18 protein-coding genes are annotated in these 21,584 nt (G+C 71.2%); 8 read left to right on the top strand and 10 right to left on the bottom strand.

The window, feature by feature from the left end; all coding sequences use genetic code 11:
- Positions 1 to 6: 6 nt before the first annotated feature.
- The 3 genes from H6726_23025 to H6726_23035 all read right to left on the bottom strand — a co-directional run bounded on the left by H6726_23025 (position 7) and on the right by H6726_23035 (position 2,305).
- Entirely contained in the window at positions 7 to 576 is a 570-nt protein-coding gene (locus H6726_23025; GenBank protein ID MCB9660536.1) for a hypothetical protein, read from the bottom strand.
- 68 nt (positions 577 to 644) lie between these two features.
- Entirely contained in the window at positions 645 to 1,661 is a 1,017-nt protein-coding gene (locus tag H6726_23030) for a hypothetical protein (GenBank protein ID MCB9660537.1), read from the bottom strand.
- On the bottom strand, positions 1,661 to 2,305 hold the full coding sequence (locus tag H6726_23035; GenBank protein MCB9660538.1) for a hypothetical protein: 645 nt from the start codon (positions 2,303 to 2,305) through the stop codon (positions 1,661 to 1,663). The genes H6726_23030 and H6726_23035 overlap by 1 nt, the downstream gene beginning before the upstream one ends.
- 125 nt (positions 2,306 to 2,430) lie before the next feature.
- Between H6726_23035 and H6726_23040 the strand changes: the two genes are divergently transcribed.
- From H6726_23040 to H6726_23050, 3 genes are all read left to right on the top strand, one after another.
- Positions 2,431 to 3,027, top strand: coding sequence for a hypothetical protein (locus H6726_23040; GenBank protein MCB9660539.1), 597 nt, complete (start codon positions 2,431 to 2,433; stop codon positions 3,025 to 3,027).
- Positions 3,028 to 3,049: 22 nt separating this feature from the next.
- The gene (locus H6726_23045) at positions 3,050 to 4,021 is read left to right on the top strand and encodes a hypothetical protein (protein MCB9660540.1); all 972 of its coding nucleotides are present in this window, start codon (positions 3,050 to 3,052) and stop codon (positions 4,019 to 4,021) included.
- Positions 4,022 to 4,153: 132 nt separating this feature from the next.
- Complete coding sequence (locus H6726_23050; GenBank protein ID MCB9660541.1) at positions 4,154 to 4,591, top strand: type II secretion system protein GspG; 438 nt, start codon at positions 4,154 to 4,156, stop codon at positions 4,589 to 4,591.
- A gap of 45 nt (positions 4,592 to 4,636) precedes the next feature.
- On the opposite strand, the gene H6726_23055 is transcribed toward H6726_23050, so the two are convergent.
- Entirely contained in the window at positions 4,637 to 5,086 is a 450-nt protein-coding gene (locus tag H6726_23055; protein MCB9660542.1) for a GFA family protein, read from the bottom strand.
- A gap of 184 nt (positions 5,087 to 5,270) precedes the next feature.
- On the opposite strand from H6726_23055, the gene H6726_23060 reads away from it, so the two are divergent.
- Complete coding sequence (locus H6726_23060) at positions 5,271 to 5,528, top strand: helix-turn-helix transcriptional regulator (GenBank protein MCB9660543.1); 258 nt, start codon at positions 5,271 to 5,273, stop codon at positions 5,526 to 5,528.
- Positions 5,515 to 6,756: a type II toxin-antitoxin system HipA family toxin gene (locus H6726_23065; GenBank protein ID MCB9660544.1), complete on the top strand. Its 1,242-nt coding sequence runs from the start codon at positions 5,515 to 5,517 to the stop codon at positions 6,754 to 6,756. Before H6726_23060 ends, H6726_23065 begins: the two co-directional genes overlap by 14 nt.
- Before the next feature lie 19 nt (positions 6,757 to 6,775).
- Here the strand turns inward: H6726_23065 and H6726_23070 are convergent, their stop codons facing one another.
- Entirely contained in the window at positions 6,776 to 7,651 is an 876-nt protein-coding gene (locus H6726_23070; GenBank protein MCB9660545.1) for an NAD(P)H-binding protein, read from the bottom strand.
- A 127-nt stretch (positions 7,652 to 7,778) separates the two neighbouring features.
- Between H6726_23070 and H6726_23075 the strand changes: the two genes are divergently transcribed.
- Complete coding sequence (locus H6726_23075; GenBank protein MCB9660546.1) at positions 7,779 to 8,708, top strand: LysR family transcriptional regulator; 930 nt, start codon at positions 7,779 to 7,781, stop codon at positions 8,706 to 8,708.
- A 116-nt stretch (positions 8,709 to 8,824) separates the two neighbouring features.
- Here H6726_23075 and H6726_23080 read toward each other — a convergent pair whose 3' ends face one another.
- Positions 8,825 to 11,896 carry a hypothetical protein gene (locus H6726_23080; GenBank protein ID MCB9660547.1) on the bottom strand — a complete coding sequence of 1,024 codons (3,072 nt, stop codon included), beginning with the start codon at positions 11,894 to 11,896 and terminating at the stop codon, positions 8,825 to 8,827.
- A 130-nt stretch (positions 11,897 to 12,026) separates the two neighbouring features.
- Here H6726_23080 and H6726_23085 point away from each other — a divergent pair, with 130 nt between their 5' ends.
- On the top strand, positions 12,027 to 12,797 hold the full coding sequence (locus tag H6726_23085) for a GntR family transcriptional regulator (GenBank protein MCB9660548.1): 771 nt from the start codon (positions 12,027 to 12,029) through the stop codon (positions 12,795 to 12,797).
- A gap of 41 nt (positions 12,798 to 12,838) precedes the next feature.
- Here the strand turns inward: H6726_23085 and H6726_23090 are convergent, their stop codons facing one another.
- From H6726_23090 to H6726_23105, 4 genes are all read right to left on the bottom strand, one after another.
- Positions 12,839 to 13,885, bottom strand: coding sequence for an alpha/beta hydrolase (locus tag H6726_23090; GenBank protein ID MCB9660549.1), 1,047 nt, complete (start codon positions 13,883 to 13,885; stop codon positions 12,839 to 12,841).
- Positions 13,886 to 13,980: 95 nt separating this feature from the next.
- The gene (locus H6726_23095; protein ID MCB9660550.1) at positions 13,981 to 15,168 is read right to left on the bottom strand and encodes a hypothetical protein; all 1,188 of its coding nucleotides are present in this window, start codon (positions 15,166 to 15,168) and stop codon (positions 13,981 to 13,983) included.
- A gap of 69 nt (positions 15,169 to 15,237) precedes the next feature.
- The gene (locus H6726_23100) at positions 15,238 to 17,091 is read right to left on the bottom strand and encodes a HEAT repeat domain-containing protein (GenBank protein ID MCB9660551.1); all 1,854 of its coding nucleotides are present in this window, start codon (positions 17,089 to 17,091) and stop codon (positions 15,238 to 15,240) included.
- Between the two features lie 94 nt (positions 17,092 to 17,185).
- Positions 17,186 to 19,315: a hypothetical protein gene (locus tag H6726_23105; protein ID MCB9660552.1), complete on the bottom strand. Its 2,130-nt coding sequence runs from the start codon at positions 19,313 to 19,315 to the stop codon at positions 17,186 to 17,188.
- Between the two features lie 333 nt (positions 19,316 to 19,648).
- On the opposite strand from H6726_23105, the gene H6726_23110 reads away from it, so the two are divergent.
- Positions 19,649 to 21,580 (top strand): serine/threonine protein kinase, encoded by a 1,932-nt coding sequence (locus tag H6726_23110; GenBank protein ID MCB9660553.1) that lies wholly within the window; start codon positions 19,649 to 19,651, stop codon positions 21,578 to 21,580.
- The last annotated feature ends 4 nt before the right edge of the window (positions 21,581 to 21,584 follow it).

Here is a 21,584-nt window from a genome sequence, read left to right on the forward strand (position 1 = left end):
CGGCCATCACGACCGTCGTCGTCTCATCAGCTCCCGAGCAGCGGACTTCAGCCGATCGTGGGCCGTGCTGCGACGAAGTAGCCGAAGGGCCCGCGCGGGGAGAGGCGACGTGACGGTGTGCTCGACACCGCTCACGCGAAGGCCCCACGGCGTGTGGTCCTTCCCTTGCGAGCGCGAGTGGAAGGTGATGGTGCCGGCGGGCACCTCGACGTGGATCTCGACGTCCGGGTAGTCGTCCGTGTGTTCGATCCACGGCGTGTACTCCCCTGGCGTAGCTGGTGCCCGTGCGAGGGTACTCAGGATCCTTTTCGCGACGGCCTGCGGGAGAGTCACCTCGAGAGACTCCTTGCGGCGCAGTTGCTCACCGACGCTGAGCTCGGCGGTACCGCCGAAGCTCCCGTCCGACTCCCGCGCGAGCATGACGTACATGATCTTTGGCGCCACCGGACTGAGCCCATGCCAGTAATCGCGCAGCTCGAGGCGCGAAGCACCCAACAGGCCATATGGGTCCCGGTGCGCGACGCGTGCTGCGCGGCCGCTCTCCACGGGGTCATCTCGCTCGGCGGCCTCCTGCATGGCGCCGAGCATAGCAAGCGTCACGCCCCCGAAGGAGCAGCTGAACGCTCCACGACTGCCTATCGCGGTCAGTCTCGAAGCCAGCGCGCGGTGTCCACCCGGAGGATCTCGCCGTCCCCGCACAGTAGCAGGTCGCCCGGGGACCTCCCGGGGACGAGGCTGAGCAGGGTGCACAGGTGTGTCTCCCGCCGCCGTGTGGTGGGCGTGTAGCCATCTACCAGCAGCTCGGCGTCGAACGTCATCGTGCCGAGGTCGCAGCCGAACAGCCGCCCCTCGCTGGTGGAGACCACCGCGTAGTCCGAGGAGAGGTACGCAGCCTGCTCGAGCCGGTTCCAGTCCTGCTCGGGGAACTCGCCCTTGGCGATGAGCGCTTGGTCTGGGAAGGCGACGCGCTCGAGCGCGCCATTGTCGACGAGGAGCGCCTCGGCTCCGTTGGGGGAGAAGCTGCAGAGGTACAGCTCCTCGCGCTGCCAGCGCCAGAGGCGGAGCGCGTTGCCCTCGAGCGCGCTGCTCCACATCACGCAGCCGTCACCACCGTCCGCGCCCCACACCAAGGGCGATCCGTTGGGCTGCAGCGAAAGGAGGTACCCGCAGTAGGCCCTGCCGTCGAAGTCCCGCGTGAGCGTCACCTCGCCGCTCGGTGACAGGTGCTCGAGGCGCACGCTCACGCCGTTGTCGGCGGTGAGGAGCAACCAGAGCCCCAGATCGTTCTCCAGGAGCACGTCCTCCAGCTGGTACTCCCCTCGCTGGATGTCCACGGGGGCGTGCTGCGCGCTGGTCTCGATGTCGAACCGATGCAGCGTGCTCTCCACGAGGACGCCCATGCGCTTGGCGTCCGCGCTGAGCTTGACGGTCCGGGCCTTGGACGGGAACACGTGGTCGAAGCGCGGAGTGAGCGAAGGGGTGAGCACACCCGCGCGACGGGACGACGTGAACGCGACGTACCCACGTGCGACGTCCTGCGCTGACGCAGTGACGCTCGAGCGCGCAGTGACCGGCGCCGTACGGGTGAGAGGCAGAAGCTGATCCTCGGTGAAGCCTTCGGGCAACATGCTCTTGGTCTCGCCTTCTCGAATGGATGACATCACGGGGCCGCGAGGTCGTTCGGGTTGGCCTCACGGTCCGCGGTGGGCTCTGGACAATGGAGCCCAGGGTTGGTCGCGGCGTTGGGCACGTACACCTGCCAGGCGTCGGCGCTGGGCGGGTAGCTCTCTGTGGGGTCGTTGCACTGGGCGGACTGCGTGGGCCCCACCACCACGAAGGTGCCCGCGGCGAGCTCGCACTGCGCCACCCAGCGCAGCTCGTTCAACTCGGTGCAGATGGCGTAGTCCGCCCGGTAGGTCGCGACGTCTCCGCTGGGCGGGGTGAGCGTCCACCACCCTCCGATGCGGTTGTTGGTGCCGCTCTCCGGTCCGTTCCACATGCGGTACACCGGGGCGCTCTCAACGAGCTCGGTGGGCAGCCCCTCGGTCACCCCACCGTGGCCGGGCTCGCCCGTCGCACGGTCCACCCAGCCCGTCTGCTCGGCCGTCGGCTCCACCAGCCGGAGGTGCACGGCGAGCTCGGCCGGCAACGGCGACGCGCCGCTCTCGGGCCCTTGCACGGGGGGTGGCGTGGCGCAGCCCGTGGCGACCCATGCCACCACGAGCGAGATGAGCGACGGACCAACGACGCACAGGCGCCGCGACGAAGAGAACTTCCGATGACCCGCGAGCATGTGTTCCTCCACGCGCGGAGCGTATCCTGGGCCCCGCTCGCGACACAACGACCCAGACACGAACGAGTTCTCGCAGCGCGAGGCCAGGCGACATTTCGCAGCGCTGCGCCGAAGGATGCTGAAGTACCCTGCACGGCATGGTCTGGGTCGTCTTGGGACTGAAGCGAGCGACGGAGCGGGTGCCCGGCGGGGCGCAGCTGCAGCGTCGCTGTGAGAGCTGCCAGGAGGACACCACGTTCTACGAGAAGGAGCTGAAGAGCACGTTTCGGCTCTACTTCCTGGACGTGTTCGACTTCAACCGCGACCGCGTGATGGCGTGCGGGGCCTGCGGCGCTTGCTACGTGACCGACGAAGTCGGCGGGGCACGGCTGCCCTCGCACACGGCGAGCCTCGAGAAGCAGCTGGAGCGCGGCGGGCAGGCCGTGGGTAAGTTCGCGGCGGACATGGGCGAGAGCGCGGCCACCGTCGGCGCCGAGATCAGTCGAGGGCTGCGCACGACCGCCTCCGACGTGACGCGTGGTCTGAGCGACCTGGCTGCACGCGCTGGGAGCGGGAGCCTGCCCGATCTTGCCAAGCGCGCCGTCGCAACCGTCGCGGCCGGCCCACAGCGTGAGCGCGACCCCGAGCCGAGCGCCGACGAGGTGGTGGGCCTGCGCGAGCTGGACGTCCCTGACGACCTCGAAGAGCGCTTCCGCGAGCTGGAGCGCAAAGCCGGCATTCGGCGCGACAGGTAGCCACCGCAACGAGGTCCCAGCCATGACCGACACCCGCACCGAGTTCACTCGCCTGACCCTGTTCGTTCCTGGATCGCCACCCACGCTCGACACCTGGGGCGCCAGGCTCGCGAGCGTTGGGCTGACCATCGAGGACGGTCGCTGCACGGGTCTCGCGGGCGTGGGGCCCATCACCATCAGTCACATCCCCAACGATGGCCACTTCGCTGAGGCGTTCTGCTTCGGCACCGTTGCGGAGCCAATGCTCGCGGCGTTGGCGCGTGCACCGAGCGCGTTGGTCTGCGAGCTCCCCGTGGACCTGCTCGCGGGGCGCGCGGCCGTCGTCACGTTCGTCCGCGCGCTGCGCGACGCAGGTGCCCTCGCGGTGCGCATCGAAGAATCCAAGATGGGCTGGGCCGTCGACGACTGGCTGGACCACTTCGCGTCCGACGACCCGCGCCGCTGGTACCGAGGTGCTGTCTTCGCGCTCGTCGGCGACGACGCATGCGAGACGTGCGGCATGCACGCGTTCTCTCTTCCGGACGCTCTGGTTCCCGTCGAGGAGAACGCAGAGGACGCCAGGTACTTCGCAGACGTGCTGTGCATGTACCAGCTGGCGGAGGATCCCACGTTGGCGTCCGGCCACACCTTCGCCCCCGACGCGGACACCCCGCGACGCGTCCTCGTTCGTTGGCCAGCCCTTGCGTACTCGTCGGGACACTCGTGCCACAACCCCTATGGCGTGTGGCGCTGCGAGAGCCCGCAGCCGAACCAGGTTGGCCCCTCGGCGGGAGCGTTTCTGTTCACGCCGTCGCTGCATGCGTTGCTCGTCGCGCGGCAGCGCGCACAGAAGGCGCCGCTGACCCGAGCCGATGTCCTCGCGGTGCGAGACGAGGCCGCGTGCATGGGCGTCGACCACGGCATGGCCCGGCAGATGGAACGAGCCCGAGGGTACGCCGACCTCGACCCCGTGCTGCTCTGGGAACAATGGAGCGCGATCGTCGACGCTAGATAGTGCCGCACGTCGCGCGTTGTCGCGTTGTCGCACACCACCGACCGAAGACTGTCAGCCTGTCGCGTCGCGCTCGTCCGGAGCGCGAGTGGATTGCGGAATCGCGATGGTACGCACCTTGCTCTGCACGCTCGCATGCCACGTCACCCGCACGCCTCCCTCCTTCCACCAGCGTCCCCACGCGCGCCCACGAGAGTTCGTCGCGCACATCCGCGGGGCTTCACGCTCATGGAGATCCTCGTCGTCATCACGCTCATCGCGCTCATCAGCGGCGCGGTCGGCGTGTCGGTGATGAACCACCTCATGGAGGCCAAGGTGAAGCTCGCCCGCGTGGACGCGGCGACAGTGCGACAGGCCGCGCGCGTGTTCCAGCTGAACGAAGGGCACTGCCCCACGATGGAGCAGCTGCAACAGTCTGGGGGCCTCGACGAGGAGACGCGCACCGAGGATCCGTGGGAGACCCCCTTCCACCTCGACTGCGACAACGGGCCGCGCGTGCTCTCGGCCGGCCCAGACAGGGAGTTCGGCACGGACGACGACATCGGCTCGGCGCACGGCGACCCGTCCCGCTGAGCGCAGTTCGACTGGACCCGCGAGCGCGCCCGTGGCGCCGGTAGCTCACACGTCGCCGTCGGGGTGCTGGTTGGACGCGATGTCGCGGAAGAACGCGTCCACCGCGCGCTGCTCCTCGGCGCTGCGGGTCGGCAGCGCGCTGAGCCCATCGCACCACGGCAAGCGCGACTCGAGGCCCACCTGCAGCACGGGCGCCACGTCGCGCGGGTCGTCCAACGTCGCGATGGCGACCTCCACCGAGTAGCCCAGCGGCTCGTAGGTGAGCGGCGTGCCGCAGTCCGCGCAGAAGCCGCGGCGCACCTTGTTGGAGCTCTGGAAGTGCCGCAGCGCCCCCCGCGTGAGCCGGAAGCCCTTGGCCGTGACCAGCGGCGCGAACGCGTTGCCGAACGCCTTCTGGCACATGCGGCAGTGACAGATGGACGCGCGCCCCAGGGGCCCGTCCACCGCGTAGCGAATGGCGCCGCACTGGCACCCACCGGTCCTGATCTCGGTCATGGGCGAACTGTAGGGCGCGCGACGGTGTTGGGGACCCTTCGTCTGACCGAGACGATCCCCGTATTCCCGTACGGGACAACACGTGGCTCGAAGTGGGCTCGACCGGCCGAGTGTTCCCGTTCGGGAAAATTTCCCTAGTTCAGCGCACCTACCGTGCGCTACGATCCCGTTCGGGATCACGCCCATGAAGCACACGGGAAGACACATCGAGCACATCGACGACCTGGCCTCGTCCATCCGCGACGCGCGGCGCGGCATGGGCGCAACCCAGAGCGAGCTCGCGGGGTTCGCGGGTGTGGGCGTGCGGTTCGTCTCCGAGGTGGAGAACGGGAAGGAGACCGCAGAGGTGGGCAAGGTGCTGCAGCTGCTGCAGCGGCTGGGGCTCGAGCTGTGGGTCGTGCCGCGCGGCGGTCAGCTCCCCGAGGACGATGAGCGCTCCTGACGAGACCCTGACCGTCTTCCACGGCGAGACGGTCGTGGGCGAGCTGACGCGGGACGCCGACGAGCGGCTGCGCTTCGAGTACGCCCCTGCGTGGCTGGACGTGGGCTTCGGCATCTCGGCCAGCCTCCCCCTGACGCCAGTCCCGCACGCGGGGACGTTCTTTGCCAACCTCTTGCCCGAAGGCGACGTCCGCACGCTGGTTGCGCGCCGGCTGGGGGTCTCGGCGGGCAACGATCTCGAGCTGCTGCGCGCGCTGGGCGGCGACTGCGCGGGCGCACTGTCTCTGGGTGAGCCGGGGTCGCCCGAGCACGCCTACGACGAGCTCGACCCCGAGGAGCTGGTCACGTGGATGGACGAGGGCACGCCGGCGCTGTCGCACACCGCGGGGCGCGCTGGCACGCGGCTGTCGCTCGCGGGTGCGCAAGACAAGCTGCCCGTGCGCCTCTCCGATGACGGTCGCCTCCTGCTCCCCCGCGGTCGCGCCGCGAGCACGCACATCCTCAAGTTCGAGAACCGGCGCTTCAAGCACCTCGTGGCGAACGAGCTGCTCACCATGCGCTTCGCCGCCGCGCTGGGGCTGCCCACCTGCCAAACCTCGGCGCGCGAGTTCGACGGGCGACGCGCGCTGGTGGTGGCGCGCTACGACCGCCACATCGACAGTGACGGCCACGTGCAGCGCCTGCACCAAGAGGACCTGTGCCAAGCGCTCGGTCTCCCGCCCACCCGCAAGTACGAGAGCGAGGGCGGTCTCTCGTTCGCGACGTGCTACCACGCCGTGCAGCGCCGCAGCCACGCCCCCCTGCCGGATGCGCGCGCGCTGCTCGACTGGATGGTGTTCTGTGCGCTGGCCGGCAACGCCGATGGGCACGGCAAGAACCTGTCGATGGTGCGCAGTTCGCGCGGCGCGTGGCAGCTGGCACCTTTCTACGACCTGGTGTGCACCGGCGCGTACCCGCGTCTGTCTCAGTCGCTGGCCATGACGGTGGGCGCCACCGCCGACCCGTGCTTCATCCGCGGGCGCGACTGGGCAGAACTGGCGCGTGACATGAGGGCTTCCCCCCGCTTCGTGAAGCAGCGCGTGGGCGACCTGCTCGAGCGCGCACCGGACGTGTTCGAGACGGTGGCCAGCGCGGTCGACGCCGAGCTCGGTCGCAGCCCCGTGCTCCAGCTCGCGCGCCGGCGCATGCGGAAGAATGTCCGCAGCCTGCGCGCGCGCCTGGCCGAGTAGGGACGCGCCGCCTCGTGCGTCAGCCGGCCACCGCCGGGCGCAGCACCTCGCGCGCGAACGTCGCGATGCTCGTGGGCGTGGTCGTCGACGCGTCCCGCGGCTCGGCGGGGTCCATGCGGCCGTTGCTCAGCCCCTCCAGCAGGCCGCGGAACAGGTCCACCACGAAGTCCGGCGCGCCCGACTCGCGCATCGCCCCGAGCGCCGCGTCGAGCGGGACCGAGACGAACGCCACGGGCTTCTCCAGCACGCCCGTCAGGGCCTGGGCCACCTCGTTCATGGACACGTCGGCCGGGCCGTGCACGCCCCGATAGCGGTGCCCCACGAACGGCGCGCGCAGCTCCTCCGCGGCGACCGCGGCGATGTCGCGGGTGGCGACCAGCGGCATCTTCTTGTCCCCCGCGACGGGCATGTACCAAGCGCCCTCGTCGCGGAACGACGCGACGTTGCCGAGGAAGTTCTCCATGAAGTAGGCGGGGCGCAGGGCCAGCACGTTGGGCAGCGCGGCGCGGAACGCGTCCTCCACGTGCCGCATGATGCTGACGGGACCGTTGCCGTCGTTGTGTGCGCCCACGCTCGAGAGCACCACCGCACGGGAGACGCCGTGCTTCTGCGCCGCCGCGGCTGCCGCCTTGGCCGTCTGCACGGCCCAGTCGTGGAAGTCCGGCCGGTAGGTGGGCGGCGTGAGCCAGAACACCGCGTCCACGCCCTCGAAGGCGCGCGCCAGCGTGACCGGGTCGTCGACGCTGCCCTCCACCACCTTGGCGCCGCGCGCGGCGAGGTCGGCCACCTTGCTGGCGTCACGCTGGATGAGGACGAGGGACTCGCCAGCCGCGAGCAGGGCCTCGGCGAGAGGACGTCCGATGTTGCCGTTGGGGGTGTTGATGAGGATGGTCATGGGCTCTGCTCCTTGCCGCGTGGGGTCTGCCCTGCGGCGTCTCGGGTTGGACTCCAATCTGCTGTCCGGACCGAGTTGAGACCATCGATGTGTTCTCAACTGAAGTTGAGCTACGCTCAACTTACCCATGGACCACGCGCGCCTCGCCCAGACCAACCTCAACCTGCTCGTCACGCTCGACGTGCTGCTCGAGACGCGCAGCGTCACGCGCACGGCGGAGCGCTTGGGGGTGACGGTGTCCGCGGTGAGCCACGGGCTGCGCGCCCTGCGCGAGCACTTCGACGACCCCCTCTTCGTGCGCACGCGCCGCGGCCTCGAGCCCACGCCGCGCGCGCTGGGGCTGCTGGGCCCGCTGCGCCAGGGGCTGCGCACGTTGGACCAGACGCTGGAGGACGACCCGCGCTTCGACCCGGCCACCAGCACGCGCACCTTCACCCTGGCCACCACGGACTACGTGGGCACGGTGCTCGGGGGCCCGCTCATGCGCACCCTCGTCGCAGAGGCTCCGCGCGTCACGCTCGACGTCCGCGGCCTGCGCGACACGGAGGTGGGGGTGCAGCTGGAGCGCGGCGAGGTGGACGTGGCCATCTACCCCGACTTCGCGCAGGTGGGCGCGGTGAAGCAGCGGCGGCTGTTCGACGACGGCTTCGCCTGCCTGGTGCGACAGGACCACCCGCGCGTGGGCAAGCGCCTGTCGCTCGCCACCTACGTGGAGCTCCCCCACGCGCTCATCAGCCCACAGGGCAGCGGGCCGAGCATCGTCGACAAGCAGCTGGCCGAGCGCGGCCTGTCGCGCCACATCGCGTTCCGGGTGCAGAGCTTCCTCGCCGCGCCCTTGGTGGTGGCCGAGTCCGACCTGGTGCTCACGGCGCCCACGCTCTTGGTGCGCACCTTCGCGCGGCACGCCGGCGTGCGCGTGGTGCCCCCTCCCCTCGCGGTGCGCCGCTTCCCGCTGAACCTCTTCTGGCACGAGCGCGTGGACCGCGACCCGGCCCATGCGTGGCTGCGCGCGCGCATCGTCGAGGCGGCCCGGCTGGTGGCCAAATCCGGTCGCTGAGGGCGGCGCGACACCACCGCCACGTCACGGGCGCCGAGCGCGCGCGACACCAACGCATCGTCAGAGGCGCCGACGGCGCGCGACGCCACCGCCGCATCACGCGCCCGGCGCATCGTTCACCAACGCTGGCGCGCGCTCGCTCCGCGCCCCATCAGGAGCAGGAGGATCATCGCGACCAGGAACGCGTGTGCCCCGCGCACGGGAGCCCCGCCCGTGGCGCAGCTGCCGCAGCCCTCGTCGCCGGGATCGCTCGGCGGGGGCAAGCCGCGCAGCGCAGCGCCCACGCGCGCCACGTTGCCGGCCTCGTCGCGCACCTCGATCTCCAGCGCGCCGTCGCGTGCGGGCAGCTCGAACTCGGGGCCGGGTGCAACGGCCCAGTCGGACCACGAAGCGCCCGCCTCCCCCGCAGCGCGCAGCCGGTACAGCAGCGTGTCCGCTCGGCTGACCGCGTCGGACACCTGCAGCACACGCCGACTCCCCTGCATGATGAGCTGGGTGCTCGGCGGCCGCACGTCCACCAGGAACGAGACACGCGCGGGCGTGAGGTCCGTCGACGCAGGCAGGCCCACCACGCGCGCGCGCACCTCGAGCTGGTGGCGTCCTTCGAGCCTCAGCGTCCCACCCGAGAGCACGCCGTAGGGGCTGCTGCTCCACGCGCTCCAGGTGCTCCCGTCCACGCGCGCCTGGTACTCGTAGCGCGTGCCCACCGGGCCCTCCGCGTGGCTCACGAATTCCACGCGGGCGCCTTCGGCCTCCGGGAAGCGCTCGAGCTCGAATTCGCCCGGGGCCGGGAGCGCCACCTCCAGCAGCTCCACCTGTGTGTCGGCGTTCTCGACGATGGCGGCGGGGGCCGCCGCAAGGTCCACGAACAGGCCGAGGAAGCGCTCCGGCTCGCCCCCGTCACCGACGTCCACCACCGTGCGGAACGCCCCGGGGCGCAGCGGCGCGAGGCCGATCGGGAAGCCCGCCGCGGACAGCAGTGTGCTCGGGTCGAGCGTCGGAACGGCCCCGGCAGCCATGGAGAGCGCGAGCGGCACGACCCCCTCGACCGCGTGCGTCACCAGGGCGGGGTCCTCGCGCACGAGCTCGTGGTTGCTGAGTCGCGTGTCGCTCAGCTCGGCGCGCTCGATGACTGGCGTGAGGCGCCCAGCATCATCGATGTCGACGTCGAGGTCCACGTCCACGTTGGCGGTGAACGTCATGAAGCGCGCGTACCGCTCGTTCGTGAACACGTAGAAGTCCACTGCCAGCTCCGGAAGCTGCAACGTCATGAGTGGCCCCTGGTGGGTGTCTTCGCCCAGCACGATGCGAGGCGGCAGCGCGGGCCGCAGCGTGATGCCCAGCGCCACCTCCTTGGCCGGGAAGCTGAGGTCGTCCAGCGAGCGGACGAACAGCGAGAACAAGCCCGTGCTGAGCAGCTGGTCGAGCCGCGTGGTGGCCTCGATGCACAGCGCGCCCGAGCGCCACAGCTGGTACAGGCCCCAGTTCATGACGCGCTCGCTGAGCCCGGCCTGGAGGTGGTTCGTGTCGGCCCCCCCCTCGAAGGCCGCGGCCATGTCGATGTCCATGGGCGGCTCGCTCAGCCCCAGCGCGCTCAGCTGCGTGTCGCTGAGCGTCGGCGTGCAGCGCGCCGCGTCCAGGCTGTCGAAGCCGCCGTAGAGCGGCACGCTGTAGCCCTGGTTCGCGGCGTGCGCGTCGTCGGACACTGCGAACAGCAGGTCCACCGCGGCGCGCAGCCCGGGCGTGATGGCGCCCAGCGCGTCGCTCAGGTCCACGCGCGCTTCGCTGCCGAGGATCTGCGGCAGGCAGTCGGCGTCGATGGGCTCGAAGAACTCGCGCGTGCCGTTGCCGTTGGTGTCGTCGAACCCGTAGCACTCGGTCAACAGCACCATCTCACCCTGGCGCTCGACCGTGCGCGAGATGGGCACGCTGGTGCCCGGGCACAGGTCCTGCGCACCCGTCGAGGGGTTGAACACCGCCTGCTGGCACAGGCGGCTGATGTCGTCGCGCGCCTCGTCCACCGCCTCGGTCAGCACCTCGGCCGGGTCGCCTGTGAAGGTGGTGACGAGGTCGTAGACCTGCTGCAGCGACAGCCCGAAGAAGTTGCAGGTGCTCGAGAGGTCCGAGGCCTGGATGCTGTTCTCGGCCAGGTTGAAGGCCCCCAGCCCCAGGCGCCCGAAGCCTGGTCGCTCGGCCGAGGGCACCACGCCGCCTTGGACGCGCATGCTGACCACGTCGGGCGCGCTGCGCCCCGTGTCCACGTCGATGCTGCAGCGCTGAAAGCCGAGCCCGATGCCCGCGAAGCGCTGATAGACGATGACGGGAATGGCGGCGCGGTTGCCTGCGCCGTCGAACGACTGCGCGCGGACGCTCGCGTTCAGCTCCACGAAGGAGTCCACGGGGGCGAGGGTGGGCGTGCCCGCGACGTCTGCGTGCAGCGCGCATCCTTGATCCGCAGGCAGGAACACCTGCGCGGAAGCCGCCTCGATGCCGCACGCCTGGCGGATGACCCGGAACCGGTAGCGATGCCCGGCCACGACGGGGAAGTCGCAGTAGCCCGCGTTCGGCGCCAGGTGCCCGCCGGTGCACACGGTGCGCCCCGCGGTCAGGTCGTACACCCCGAACGTGGTGAGCAGCGTCGTCCCGAAGGGCGAGCTCACGCCGAGGATGCCCCGACCCGAAGCCGCGGCCGTGTACGTGGCGTCCGTGGTCTTGTCGTCCCCGTCGAAACACTCGGCCACCGACGCGTTGGGCGCGGTGAACGTCCCCACGCGCTCCGCGCACAGCAGGATGTCCACGTCCGTGCCGATGGCGCCGCCGCCGGCGAGGCCGGCCTCGATGGGGATGGGGGTGGACTGCGCGACGGCGTTCAGCTGGCTCTCCAGGAAGCGCAGCCCGTCGGGCGTGAGCCGCACCTGGGTGGCGTTGGGGATGCGCCGGTCGCCGCGGGGGTCCTGGCCCGAGGGGAAGCCGCCCGGGATGGGGCCGAACGCGCACGCGTCGCCGCACGCGCAGTCGTCGCAGCCCGAGCAGTCGCGCCCGCAGTCGGACAGGCAGTCCGCCACGCAGCCTGCAGCGCACCCTTGTGTGTCGCAGCCGCCCAAGAACGGCGCGCCGAAGACCAGGACGAGGAGGGGGACGTGCGAGAGACCCCAGCACGAGAGGGGGTTGCGAGATGGTTCCGTCATGACTCTTTCCTCGGGCGCGGACCACACCCCGTGGCCGCTCGGTCACGACATTGTATAAGACAAATTATATAATACAACTATGCGTGAGCATTTTCGGAGAACCGTGTCAGACCGTCCGCTCGGCGTCCCCATGACCGTTGCCAGCGACATCGAACGCACCCTGCTGCGCCGCATCCTGCGCGGGGAGTACGAGCCCGGGACGCGGCTCCCCACGGTGCGGCAGCTGGCGATCGAGTTCGGCACCACCATCCCCACCATCCAGCGCACCATCGCGCGGCTCGAGGCGCAGGGGCTCATCCGCGCCCGTCAGGGCAGCGGGCTGCTGGTGCTGGACCCCAAGGCCAACGGCAACATCAACCTGCTCTCGGACTGGTTCGACGCGCTGTGGGACCAGCCGACGCGCGCTACGGACCTGCTGGACCAGGTGCTCACCATCCGCGTGGCCATCTCCATGGCGTTGGTGGACCTCATGCCGCCCCCCACGCCCGAGCTGGCGGTGGGCTTCTCGGAGGTCATGACGGCCGAGGGGGTCGAAGCCATACGCGACGCAGACGTGCGCTTCTCGCAGCAGATGCTGGAGCACGCCGGGAACTTCGCGATCACCATCCTGTTCAACACCGTGGAGCACCTCGTGCGCACGGTCGACGGGCTGGCCTACGCGTTCTACGCAGACGCCGCGCTGCACCGGCGAACGCTGACCGCGTTCCTGGAGCACTCCATCCAGCACTCGGAGGAGTCTCGGAAGAAGCTGCACGCGGCGCTGGTGGAGTGGAACGCCGCCGCCACGGGGCGCTTCCGGGCGTATCGCGAGATGGCGCTGACGGAGAGGCGCGCGCGGGAACAGCCCACCGAGGCGCCGAAGAAGCCGAAGAAGCGCGGTGGCCGCGGCGCTCGCGCGTAGGCGCGTCACGGAGCGGGTCGGTGGGGTCGCGCAGGGTCGCGCTACGGCTGCGCGCCCTGCCCCAGCAGATGGCGCAGCAGGAACTCCGCGCGCGTCTCGGGCGTCTCGGGCGAGAGCCCCAGCGCCGGCACGTATGCCACGACCTCGAGGCCGGCCGCGTTGGCCGCGTCGTACACGGCGCGCGCGTGGTGCGCGTGATGCAGCAGGCTGTCCCAGCTGAGCGGGTACGAGGCGCGGTCCTGGTAGTTGCCCACCCACACCGGCGCGTCGTCCGCGCTGATCCACGCGAGCATGTCCACGTCGTGTCGGTACGCGATCACCGCGTCCGACTCCAGCGCGGCCAGGTCGTCGACACCGTAGAACGAGCGCACCACGGCCTCACCACCCACCAGCTCCGCCAGGTGCAGCACGTCGACGCTCCAGTCGGGGAAGACCACGGGGTCCCAGGCCAGCACGTCGTACGTGGCCTGCGTCGAGCTCAGCGCCACCGCGCGGAGGCGGGTGCTCTGGCGCGCGATGAGGTCGTCGGACCACGCGTCGGCGAGGTCCTCGTGCGCGCCGAGCCAGAGCGCCGTGCCCGCACCCGCCGACACCCCCTGCATGGCGAAGCGCTCTGGGTCCAGCTGGAGCTGCGCGGCGTGGGCCCGCAGAAACTGGACGGCCCGCGCGACGTCTCGCATCGGCTTGGCCACGCCGTCGCGGTCCGCGCGCGCGAGCAGCCGGTAGTTCACGGCGCCGAAGGCCACCCGCGCAGCCAGGTAGCGACGGATGTCGTTGGGCACGCTTCCGACGTAGGCCGTGTGCTTGCCCCCGTGCGTGAACCCTCCGCCGTGTGCGTAGAGGACGAGGGGCACGCGCTCGCCGGGCGCGAGGTCCGCTGGGAGCAGCAGGTCGAGGCGGTGGCGCGTGTCGGGCCCGTACGCGATGTCCTCGTAGAACACCGCCGCGACGGGCAGGTCGAGGGGCGCCGGCTCGGGCATCAACGCAAGGGGCTCCGGCGGGGGCAAGTCGGGCGGGGACACGCGGATGGGTGCGTCGCAGCCGAGCGCGAGCATGACGATGAGGGCCCAGCAGAGCCGCCACAGCATTGTATAATACACACCAACTCAATATCAGCCGAGAGCGCGCCCGTAAAGAGCGGAGAGCGCGCGCGGACGAGACGGGCGCCGACGGGACGGCCCCCTCAGTGCGGGTCGGCGCAGGCTTCTTGCCCCGCGCGCGGCCAGCGGACCGCTGGGTGGGCGCGCACGACACGCACCTGCGTGGGCGAGAGACCGCGCGCCGAGGCGAGGCTGGGGCGCGCGTTCATGAGGTCCGCACCATCGGTGTCGTCGAGCGTGTCCACCGTCTCTCCGTCGGCCTCCACGCTGTGGAAGAGCCCCAGGTAGTGCCCCAGCTCGTGCGCGAGGTCGCGGGCCAGGCCCAGCGGCAGGCCGTCGGCGTCGAGCCCGCGCGGCAGCTCACACCCCCCGCCGAGGAGCACGGCGTCGGCCACGCCGGCTGGCGCAAAGCCCCCCGGAACATGCGTGGTGTAGCCGTCGAGCGTGGAGGTGGTGGCAAACAGCGGGTCGTGGAAGCGCAGGCAGGGAGCGTAGATCACCGTGATGCGCGGGTCCTCGGCGCTCGGCGCGAAGCCCGGGCACGAAGCGCGCGCGTAGTCCAAAGCGGACTCTGCCTCGCTCGCGTCGCCCGCCTCGACCGTGAGCCCGGCGGCGTCCGCGGCGTCGGCGTCCAACACGCACACCGCGTGCAGGTCCAAGCGCAGCCGAGCGTCGGTCAGCAGCGCCTCGGCCTGCTGCACCCACGCCGCGGCGAGCGCGGTGCGCCCGTCCCGCCCCAGGAACGACTCGCCGAGCACCAACAGATCCACGCGCAACACGCCGCGCGCCGTGGGAGGCACGCCCAGGTCCCCAAGCGGCCAGTGCGAGAGCCGAGCCTCCACGCGTCCTGGCTCGTCCGGCGCGGGCCCGAGCGTGGCGCACGAGCGCAGCCCCAGCTGCGCGTCCACGAACGCGCCGAGCTCGCCAGCGTCGGTCGGGATGCCCAACAGCCCACCGCCGCGGAGCAGCGCGGTGCGCTCGGGGCAGTCGCGGCAGAATGTACGCGCACCGTCGAGCGTGATGAGCTCGGCGTCGAACTCGTCCGTGGCGTGAACCACCTGGACGCACGCGTCGACGGGCTCGAGCTGCACCTGCACGTAGCCCGGCTCGAGCACTCGGAACGCGTCCGCAGGTTCGCGGGGGGCGAGGCTGCGCGTACCCAGCGGGGTCGCGCCCGTGACGGGCAAGAAGCTGTCTTCAGCGCACGCGACCGCTCCTCCGAGCGAGGGTGAACCCCCACACCCGGGCGACCACGTCGCGAGCGTGGTCACGCCCAGGCACGCGAGGACCCAGCTTGGGGCGCTGGGCCACGGGCGCGACCTCCCGAAGCGCACGCGCGCTCAGGGCTCCCGCTGCGCGAGCGCCGCGCGGGCTTCGTCCACGGAGACGTAGCGCCCGAGGATCTGCAGGTTCTCGGGCGTGGGCTCGTTCGCCAGCCACGCCGCGAGCGCCGCACGCGCCTCGGGTTGCGTCTCCGCCGCGATGCCCACCAGGTGGATGGCCGCCGCGCGGGCGCCCGGGTCGGCGATGTTGCTCAAGGTCGCCGCCGTAGCCGTGGCGAGCTCGGGTGAGACCACTGGGCGCGAGCTCTGCTGCGCGTTGGTGTAGGCGGCCTCCACGAGCGAGCGGCGCACGACGTCGCTGGTCTCGCGGGTGAGCGCGTCGGCCACCACGGGCTGCACCAGGTCGCGGCGCATACCGCGTAGCGCGTGGTAGGCGCTGGCGCGCACCGTCTCGTCCGCGTCCGTGAAGCCGCCCTCGATGGCATCCAGCAACACATCCGTGCCCGCGTTGCCGGCGGCGTCGATGCCCGCCAGGCGTCGCGCCGGGTCGGAGGCGGACGCCAGCTCGCGGATGTACGCCCGGGCCTCGGTGCGCACCTCTTCCGGGGCCTCGTCGCCCGCGAACGGCCCCATGGAGCGCATGATGACGCCGCGCACCCCCTCGTCGTCGGTCGAGCGCGCGTTGGCCTCGGCGGCGACGCGCATGGACTCGAACGACTCGAGCGTGGGCGTGGTGTTGGTGCCCAGCGAGAACGCAGCGCGGCGCCGGTTCATGGGGCTGAGGTCCTGTTCCGTCATGGCGAGGGCGAGCGCCTGACGCGACGCGGGCGTGTCGGCCGTGCCCAACACGAGGAACGCCATGGCGTGCAGCGCAGGGTCCAGCTCGCCCTCACGGATGGCAGCGACCAGCGCGTCGGCGCCTCCCTCGTGCCCGCGGATCCAGGCCAGCAGGAACTGGTAGGCCTCCTCGTGCGCCGGGTTGGTGGACGCGTTCCACAGCGCGAGGGCCTGGGTCATGACGGCCTCCGCGTCAAGCGCCACGATCTCGTCGCGGTGCATGCCACCGATGACCTCGGGCTCGCGGTGCACGGGCGCGCCCTCGCGCTGCTCACGGAAGGCGAAGAGGGCCGTGTCACCGGGGTGCGGCAGGCCTGCCGGCGCGTCGGCGTCGGTGCGCTCGAGCGAGAAGTCGATGGTGAGCTCGATGGGGCGCGCGCCCATGCGCACGCGGTGCCGCACCCGACCGCTGAGGGCGCTGACGAAGCCCCACGTGCCGTCGAAGGTGCCGCTCGCGTGGTTCTCGAGCATGCGGATCATGGTCGCGTCGACCGAGCCTTCGCTGTAGGTCTCGGCGCGGCGCGTGAAGGAGAGCTCTTGGCCCTCGTACGCGGTGCGCTCGTAGGCGGCGAAGAACTCGCCGTTCAGGTCGTGCTGCGACGCCTCCCAGGTGGCGTCGTGGGTGTCGCCGCCGACCACCTCGAACATGCGCACGGTGCCCTCGATGGAGGCCGCCGTCGCGCCGTCTACGGACTCGCGGAACGCGAACGCCTCGAAGCGACACTTGGTGTTCATGCGGATGAGAAAGGGCTCGTCCAAGCCCTCGGACGCGTCCGCCGCGTCGTCGGGGACCATCAGCCCCGCCACCGTGGCGGCGCGGCTGAGGCCTCGCGGTTCCGTGAGGGTGCGTAGGAAGAGCGACGCGCCGAGGGGGCTCGTGCTTCCATCGCCGTCGCGCGAGTCCATCGCGATGCGGAAGGCGCGGGTCTCGCCCACCTCGAAGGCGCAGCGCATGCGCGGCGCCTGTTCGGCGACTTCACCCGGCGTGACCGTGGCGCCGCGGGAGCGCAGCGTGAAAACGGAGGCCGCGGCGAGCGCGACGACTGAGAGAGCGAGGAGACCTTTGCGCGACATCCGATTCACCTGATGGACGGTTCAGAGGGACAGCATGCGACATCTGCGGCCGCTGCGGGACCCACTCGAGAGCAGGCCCCGCGCGGCGCAGGCGTCAGTTGAGGACGAGGTCGGGCGCGGTGAAGTCGTACACCACACGCGTGTCTCGGGCGGCGCCGAAGGTGAACAGCGAGACAGTGGCCACGCGGTTCCAGGTGAGCCCGCAGGGGTAGCGGAACCACCCGCGACGGCAGATGCGGATGCCGCGCAGGTCGGCGAACAGGGAGATGCGCCCGTTGGGGCCGCGCAGGTCCTGGTCCACGTGGAGGTTGAGGCGCGCCGTGGCCGAGGGGGTGTCGCCGAAGTTCGGGTCCTGCAGCGTGAAGCCCACGTTGAGGGCCCCCGTGGCGGGCAGCGAGTAGTCGAAGAGGGTGAGCGAGCCCTCGACGCCCGCGCGAGCGATGCCGAGGTTCACGGCGACGCTGATGGACGCGCCCACGCTGAAGTACGGGCGCGCGGAGGCGATGATCTGGCCCTCGGCGTCCGCGTCCGGGAACACGCGGCCCCCTTCGACGGCGTCCCCGTAGGCGGCGCCGACGCTGAACTCGAAGCCCACGGAGCCCTGCGCGCAGCCCTCGACCGAGAGGGGCACGGGGCCGATCTGGAAGCGCGTGCTCACGCAGCGGCGCTGCGTGTAGCTCCAGTCCTGCGCGTACAGCTCGGCGCTGTCGGGCACGCTGCGCGAGAAGGACTCCACGCGCGAGCCGAAGACGTCGAGCGACATCTCGAGGCCGCTGCTGGCCGGGTCCTGCAGGTTGACCGCGGCGCTGGCCTTGGCCTGGCCGAGGCGGATGCGCGGGAAGCGGTCGGAGGCGAGGTCGGCGTGGCCCTCCGTGTGCGACGACGCGGAGCCGATGCGGGCCTGGTTCGTGGACTCGAAGCCGATGTTCACGCCCACCACGTTGTTGCCGATGTTGCGCGAGAGCGACGTGTTGGCGCTCAGCTCGTTGGCGGCCGCCGCGGGGGGGCGAGCGCGCACGCCGAGGACGTTGAAGCGGTCGCAGTTGTTCGCGGCGAGGACGTCGGCGCCCGGGTCGGCCTGGATGCCCGTGCCGCCGATCTCACCCTCCTCCTCGAAGTCCGGGTCGAGGCACACCTCGATCACGAACTCCTCTTCCGTGCGCCAGTCGCCGGTCTCGATGAGCGTACGCACCTCCTCGGTGGGGAACAGCTCGAACGAGTAGTCGTTGTCGGAGTTGGCGGTCAGGCGGCGCCACGTGGGGTTCGAGAGGGTCTCGCCCTGCTCGTTGTCCACCTCGAGGTCCACGAAGTCGCCCGCGAAGGGGCCGCCGGCGGGCGCGATGCGCACCCGCTGCGTGAGGACGCCGCCCACCAGATCGCGGTCGCCGATCTCGCCCGTGTCCGGGTCCATCACGTCGTAGGGGTCGTGCCCGAACGCGCGGCGGTCGATCTCGACGGTGAGCATGGCGCGCTGCTCCTCGTCGGTGCCCTCACTGGGCTCCCAGAAGAGCGCGATGTTGCCATCCGGCGTCACCCGCTCTTCGATGTCCGTACCGGGCGAGGGCTGCACGCGCAGGGTGTGCACACAACCGTCGGGCTGCGCGCCGTCCTCGAGCGAGCTGCGGCACTCGGGGTTCTGACCGTCGTAGTGCTCGGCCTCGGTGAACGCGTAGAAGCGCCGGGCATCCTCGTCCATCGTGCTCTCGTCGACGTCGACGAGGACCATGATGTCGTAGTCCACGGAGGTGCGGCCATCGCGCAGACACTCCTCCGGGAGCTCGAGGATGGGCTCGAAGAACTCGTCGCGGCCACCGCCCACGAGGTCGTAGTGCAGCGTGGCCACGTCGCACTGAGCGAGCGCGGCCAGCTCCTCGTCGCTGGGGGCGTTGCCGTCGAAGTGCTCGATGAGGCTGACGTTCACGGCCACCGAGCGCGGCTCCTGCAGCTCCTGCTCCGAGTCGGCGCGCAGCGCGAGCTGGATGGGCAGGCGGTGTCCCAGGAACACCGGGTGGGACGTGTCGTAGGGGACGCCCAGGTGCGTGACGGTGATGGCCGAGAAGACCGGCGCGGTGTCGGAGGCGACGCACACGCCGTTGACCAGTGTCGTGCCGTCGCCGCAGGACGTGTCGGAGCCGCAACCGGGTGACAGCGACGCCATCAACGCGGCGGCGCCCAGCGGCAGGGCTCTCAAGTTCTCGAACCAACCAAACTTCCTAGTAGTCATCCAGCTCTCCTGACGACTCGGCGGGCATCTCTCGCGATGTGCGCGTGCTGACCGAGTGCGTGGATCGGTTGTAAAGCATGAATCGCGATTCGCTCATGATTATGGGCCGATTAAGCGCATCGTAAGTGTGGCGCGGGGCTGGCGTGGGGATCGGTCGAGGTGTGTGCGCGTGGAGCACACTCAGAGGGGTCAAAGGAGGCAGCGGCGTGGGCCGCCCCGGAGCACGTGGGGAGGCCTCCGGGACCGCGGCGCAGATTAAGCGACACGTAAGTCCAGCGAGTGCGGCCGTCCCCTAGGGTGTCGCCGTCCCCCCGGACCTCTCTCGAGCCCGCCATGCCCTCTGTCACCGAACCGCAAGAGCACCCCGTCGGCGAACGCCCCAGCTTGCTTGGTCGCACGGTGGGACGCTACGAGGTGCTCACCCGGTTGGCCGCCGGTGGCATGGCGTCCGTGTACATCGGACGTGCCTTGGGCATGGCGGGCTTCGAGCGCTTGGTGGCCATCAAGGTGCTGCACCCTCACCTGGCGCACGAGCGCGAGTTCATCGCCATGTTCCTGGACGAGGCGCGCTTGGCGGCGCGCATCCGGCACCCGAACGTGGTGCCCACGCTCGACGTCCACGACAGCGGTAGTGAGGGGTACTTCCTGGTGATGGATTACGTGGAGGGCGACCATCTGGGCACGCTGGTGCGTCGGGAGGCACGGCAGGGACGCAGGCTGCCGACGGACGTCGTGGTGCGCGTGGTGCTGGACGCGCTCGCCGGCCTGAGCGCGGCGCACCGCCTGACGGACGACGACGAGCGGCCCCTGAACGTGGTGCACCGCGACGTCTCCCCGCACAACCTCCTGGTGGGTGTCGATGGGGTGTGCCGGCTGACGGACTTCGGCGTGGCGAAGGCCGAGCTGCGGCTGACGCAGACGCACGCTGGACAGGCGAAGGGCAAGCTGGGGTACATGGCCCCCGAACAGGCAGGTGCCGGCGCCCCGGACCAGCGCGCGGACCTGTTCGGGATGGGCGTGGTGCTGTGGGAAGCGCTCACGAGCTGCCGCCTGTTCCGCGGCGAGAACATGGGCGAGACGTTGGCGATGCTGTTGGACGAGCCCATCCCGCCGCCGTCCAGCCGGGCCCGCGATCTGGCGCCGTTCGACGCGCTGCTGCGACGGGCGCTGGCGCGCAACCCCAACGAGCGTTTTCAGACGGCCGACGAGTTCGCGGACGCGCTCGAGCGAGTGGCCCGCGACGTGGATGGCGTGGCCAGCGCGCGCGACGTGACGCGGCTGGTGGAGCGCGTGCTGGCGGACGACCTGGTGCAACAGCGGAACGCCGTGAAGCGAGCCATCGAGACGCTGGGGCCAGCGAGCGCGCGCAGCACACCGCTGCCCCTGCCTCGGCAGAGCGGTGGGCTCGAGAGCCACGCGTCCAGCGCCGCGCGCGTGAGCCGTGTCGGATGCGAGTCCGGGCGAGAGAGCGAGACACCGGTCGACCCTGGCACACACGGCCGACGCGACGCCTTGCCGCCGCCCGTGACGGCACCACGTCGCGTGCGACACCTGCGCCTCGTGGTGTTCACGCTGGTGCTGGTCGCCTGCGCGTTGGGGGGTGCGCTGGTCGTCGGTGTCGCGGGCGGCCGCAACGCGTGGCCCAGGGTGGCGCGCGTCTGGCATCACGTGCGGGTCGCGTACGGGGATGTCCCTGCTGGCGCGGGGAGCGCGTTGGTGGCGGCCGTGGCTGGCGCACCTGGCGGCGCCCGCGGGAGCGCCGACGCCCCGCACGCAGACACGCCCCCTGGAGACGCCACGCACGAAGCCAGCCGCGCGCGAGCGGAGCTGATGCCAGAGCCGGGGTCCCGCGAAGCACGCTCGCCCATGCCGCGCGTGCTCTTGGACTCCACTCCGCCCGGGGCGATGGTGGCGCGCGACGGTGTGTTGGTCGGGAACACCCCGCTGCACGTGCCCGTGCCTGGAGCGTCCACGCGCACCGTGTACCAGCTGAGCCTCGGCGGCTACGAGGAGGTCGCGGTGAGCGTGACCGAGCACACGCCCAGCCGCGTGGAGGTCGCGCTCATGGCTCGCGACACACGGAGCGGACCCGAGCGCAGCGTGAGCGAGCGCCGCGAGGTCCCCCGGGAGAGGGCGAGCCGCGTCGATGGCGCGCACGGCGCCGCGACGCGCACCGCTGACGCGCCAGACAGTACAGCCGCGACACGGGGCAGCGCAGCTGCGGCACGCGCGTTCGCCCCCGACGTGATGGACCCCTGGCAGTAGGGCG

It is taken from the genome of Sandaracinaceae bacterium, assembly GCA_020633055.1.
Classification (GTDB): Bacteria; Myxococcota_A; Polyangia; order Polyangiales; family Houyiibacteriaceae; genus JADJJE01.